The 3,773-nt window shown below is 50.5% G+C and carries 7 protein-coding genes; 1 reads left to right on the forward strand and 6 read right to left on the reverse strand.

The annotated features are described in order from the left end of the window. Positions 1-192, reverse strand: a 192-nt coding sequence (locus Q0238_RS06570) for an iron-containing alcohol dehydrogenase (RefSeq protein ID WP_297944148.1), incomplete at its 3' end; no start/stop codon positions are given. Positions 193-451: 259 nt separating this feature from the next. Here Q0238_RS06570 and Q0238_RS06575 point away from each other — a divergent pair. After that, positions 452-700, forward strand: coding sequence for an AraC family transcriptional regulator N-terminal domain-containing protein (locus tag Q0238_RS06575; protein WP_297944151.1), 249 nt, complete (start codon positions 452-454; stop codon positions 698-700). A gap of 163 nt (positions 701-863) precedes the next feature. On the opposite strand, the gene Q0238_RS06580 is transcribed toward Q0238_RS06575, so the two are convergent. The 5 genes from Q0238_RS06580 to Q0238_RS06600 form a co-directional block, all read right to left on the reverse strand. Beyond that, positions 864-1,391 (reverse strand): hypothetical protein, encoded by a 528-nt coding sequence (locus tag Q0238_RS06580; RefSeq protein WP_297944154.1) that lies wholly within the window; start codon positions 1,389-1,391, stop codon positions 864-866. Positions 1,392-1,514: 123 nt separating this feature from the next. Further along, positions 1,515-1,988 carry a hypothetical protein gene (locus Q0238_RS06585; RefSeq protein WP_297944164.1) on the reverse strand — a complete coding sequence of 158 codons (474 nt, stop codon included), beginning with the start codon at positions 1,986-1,988 and terminating at the stop codon, positions 1,515-1,517. Then, positions 1,966-2,172: a hypothetical protein gene (locus Q0238_RS06590; protein ID WP_297944168.1), complete on the reverse strand. Its 207-nt coding sequence runs from the start codon at positions 2,170-2,172 to the stop codon at positions 1,966-1,968. Before Q0238_RS06590 ends, Q0238_RS06585 begins: the two co-directional genes overlap by 23 nt. Positions 2,173-2,221: 49 nt before the next feature. Continuing rightward, positions 2,222-3,112 (reverse strand): NTF2 fold immunity protein, encoded by an 891-nt coding sequence (locus tag Q0238_RS06595; protein WP_297882501.1) that lies wholly within the window; start codon positions 3,110-3,112, stop codon positions 2,222-2,224. 110 nt (positions 3,113-3,222) lie between these two features. Further along, positions 3,223-3,773: hypothetical protein (locus Q0238_RS06600; protein ID WP_297944171.1), on the reverse strand; the 551-nt coding region annotated here is incomplete at its 5' end.

Raw genomic sequence — 3,773 nt, forward strand, 5'->3', positions numbered from 1 at the left:
CACAAATTCTATACCGTTTGCCTTTAAGCTGCCCTCCACGGCGTCCATCAAACCGCTCTTTCGCACGCGCTCGCTGCCGTATAGCACGAGAGCTTTTTTCGCACCGGATTCCTTCATATACTGCCCGATATACTTTTCTTTATCCCTGCCGAATTCTATCCTCACGGGGTTGCAAAAACTAAAATTTGTCATCTTCTCTCCTTTAAATAAAGTTGGCTAAATTATAGCCTTTTTTAAAATTTTGCGGTAGCACGATAGTTCAAATTCCTTGCTTAATCGTGCAAATGTAAGTGTAATCTGCATAAATTTAAAGGAGCGAGCATAAACGAAGTAGATAAAATTTTAAAAGACGCTACAAAGATCGCGGACGAGCTATATCCAGCCTACGGACACGTTCAGACGCCTATGCAAGCGCTTAGCTTCTACTGCCAAAGCGAGCCCTCAGACTTTCGTGAGTATCTACGAACCTAGCGCATGCTTGTGCCTGCGCGGCGGTAAAATGGTAGAATTTAGCGGCAAGCAGTATCTCTACGATACGCAAAAATTCCTACTTTGTGCAAGCTACTTGCCGATTTTGGGGCAAGTAGAGCACTGCTCGTTTCTATCGGTAAGCATTAAATTTCAAAGCGAGGATATTCTTAAAGCGCTCAAGGAGATAGAAGGGCAGAGCCGCGCGGGCAGACTTCTGTGGCTTGTATAATTTGCGGCGCCGTTTTTTCGCGCTTTGCTCTAAACATCGGGCGAAATTTTACTCTCCGATGTGATCTGCGGCGCAGATTTTGCGCGAGGCCAAAATTTGTATCCCGCACCCCGCCGCTGTTTTACTCGCGCTCGCAGTACCGCTTTGCTCGTATCGCATGCTGCTACGCAAAGCAAGAAAGCGGATATTTCGCGGCGCTTTTGTCCGTGAGCGCAGCGAGGAAAAGAGCGATAAATTCCTCAAAGCTTTGCGCGATGACCAGGGCATCCTCATAAATCGGTTCTGCGCCGAATACGATCTTGCCCGCGTCCGCGCCCTGCGTGAGGATGCCCGCGAAGCAGCGTTCGCCTCTGACCGAAAACAAAAACGGCAAGCACTCGCTCCAAAATGCGCTCACGGCGGCTCTTTGCGCATCGTTAGCCGCGCACTCCAGGCTGTCTTTTTCAAAATCTTCGTAGTAAAATTCCGCCTCGTCCGCGCTTGGCGATGCATAATCCCTAGCGGATACGAACCAAACGGCGTCCGTAGCGTCATGCAAAGTCTCAAAAGAGCAAACGAAGCGGTAAAAATCTTCGCTTAAATTTTTAAATTTACCGCCTAAAAATTCGCTTCGCGGCAGGCAAATTTCATCCCTGCGCCGTATCTGCCAGCCGTTTTGCGCCAGCGCGTCTATAAGTTCGTCAAAAATCATCTCGCCTCCCGTAATTTGGCGCCGATTATAGCATTTTACTCGGCACGGCGGCTAAATTTATAAAATTTTACCTGCCCGCCGTGCATAAAAAGAGAAATTTTGCGCAAAATTCTATCAATTCGGCTAAAAATAAAATGACGTTTCCAAATCGCCGCTAAATTTAAGCTCGGCAGAAGGCGTAAGCCGCAGATGGAAAACTGGCGTATCGTCGCAGGAAGCGGGCGAGCCGCTAAAATTTGCGCTTTGGTATCCGCCTAAAATTTCCAAGCGGTACCGACCGCGCTTTAGCTTAAAGCTTAGGCTGTTTTGCTCGCCGATGCGGCTTATATCTTTAAAATAGCCGATGCCTACGATCTTTAGCGTGCCTGATGAGTGAAAAACCCAGCCGCGAGAGATGATTTTCGCTTCGTTTTGATTAAAAATTTCCTCATCCACCTCGCCCACGGTAACCGCAAAATCGTAATAATCGCTGCGAACGCCCGATATCGGCACGGCGATGCCCTCTCTTGTGACCGCATCGCCGTGCTCGGTCTGCGTAAAATAGGCAAGAACATCGCCGCTCGCAAGCCCGTGCTCATCCAGATAGCGCGCGAGCAACGCGAGGACCCTTTATCACGAAGCCGCCCAGCTCGGAGAAAATTCGCCTTTTCATTCGCACCTTTCTTTGATCGCCGTGCGCGTCGTGCGCAGAAATTTTACCGCTCATTTGCCCTCTTTGTCTTTGTTTTCGCAGCGCCGATGAAATTTTATCGCCGCGCCCGCAGCGAGGATAAAATTTCATCTCTGCGATCGCGCCGCAGATGAAATTTAATCCCGTTTCGCGCTCAAATTTATAGCCCGCGGTTTTTGCCGTCCATACCTTGGCACTTATCTATGAGCCAGCGCCCGTCCTTGCGCACGAGCAGGAAGCGGCGTGCAAAGCCGTGTTCGTCCTTGGCGTAGATGTAAATTTTATTTTTGCTCTCGCATTCGGCGTCCGTTAGCTCGTATCCGCCGTAGGTGCCGCCCTCCGCCATCGAGAAGGAGATGCCCTCGGGGCGAAAGCCGCTGCGCCTAACGGGCGTGCAGTAGCGTGCAAAGAGCTCGTCGCATCTCCGCTGCACTTCGCCGTCGTCTGCGTCATCGATTCGCGATGTGGCAAATTTCTCCCATTCGCTCATCGCCGCGAAAAATTCTAAAAGCACACTCTGCGCCGCCGCCAGGTCATCTGGATCAAGCTTCTTTTTGCTCTTTGCGGCGTCTCTTTGCGCCTGTTCGAATTCTGCAATTTGCTCCTTACTAAACTGCCCGCCGCCAAGATAAAACTGGATTTTAGTATTTGCCGCGGCTAGCAGCCCCGCAAAGCTCACGCGCGAATTGATTAGGCGTAGCGATTTTAGCTTCGGGATTTGTACGATCGCTTTTAGCCCCTCATCCGTGATGCCGACGTTCTCGATACCGATGTGCTCGAGCTTGGCGTGTTCTGCAAAGTATCTAAAGCCCTCGCCACTTATCTTATCGCTATCTTGCAAAAACAGATACGCAAGCTTCGGCAGCGCGGCTAGATGCTGTAGCGCCGCGTCCGTGATGGCCGTAGCTATAAAGCCCATATTTACGAGGCTTTTTACCTCGCAGATGCGGCGTACCATCTCATCGCTTAGCGCTACGTTTTCGTAGTGATGGCCTTTGCAGTAGCGCTCGCCAACCGCGTCCAAAGCCTCCTGCATCGTGATCTGCTTCATCAGCTATCCTTTAAAATTTTAGTGAAATTTTATGATTTACGCAAGGCGCTGAAATTTACGCGCGGATTTGCATGCCGCCGATGTGTTTTAAAACGCCGCCCCGACAAGCGCTAAATTTCAGCCGCCGTCCACTCGCATAAAATTTTATTAAAATCCTCTATCATCGCGGCGAAATCATACTTAAGCTTGCTTTGCTTTTGCGCGATCTGCTTTAGCGCCGTCAAAAAATACTCGCCCATCTTTCGCTTTTGCTCCATGGGCGCCAGTTCGCTAAATTCGCGCTCGAAATGTATCAACGCGCCCGTTTTGCCAGTGTCTTTTCTAAACGGCGAATACTCAAAACGGTTCCGCAGATAGTAATCGCCCGCGCGCCTCTGCTCCTCGCTCATCATTTCGTGTATCAGCTCCCAGGCGCGCTGCGAGCTTAGGCGCGGCTTATCGGGCGCGATGATGTAGTTGGTTCGGCAGTGCTCGTCATCAAAACTAAACGCGCAGCATAGCTTTATGTAGTTGATCGCGCAGCCGTAAATTTCGGGGCGCATTTTAGCGTTAAGCGCCGGTTGTAGATCCGTAAAGAGGCTTTCTATCACGGCGCGCGAGTTTTCGTAGCAGTTGCTGATAGCGCGCGTGATGCGGACCGGATTTTTGGTTATCCAGTTGC

It is taken from the genome of uncultured Campylobacter sp., assembly GCF_938045775.1.
Lineage (GTDB): Bacteria > Campylobacterota > Campylobacteria > Campylobacterales > Campylobacteraceae > Campylobacter_B.

What these genes read in the sequence shown, in the direction of transcription:
- Q0238_RS06580 (WP_297944154.1), bottom strand. Translation starts at nt 1,391, where the DNA reads ATGATTTTTGACGAACTTATAGACGCGCTGGCGCAAAACGGCTGGCAG.
- Q0238_RS06590 (WP_297944168.1), bottom strand. Translation starts at nt 2,172, where the DNA reads ATGAAATTTTATCCTCGCTGCGGGCGCGGCGATAAAATTTCATCGGCG.
- Q0238_RS06595 (WP_297882501.1), bottom strand. Translation starts at nt 3,112, where the DNA reads ATGAAGCAGATCACGATGCAGGAGGCTTTGGACGCGGTTGGCGAGCGC.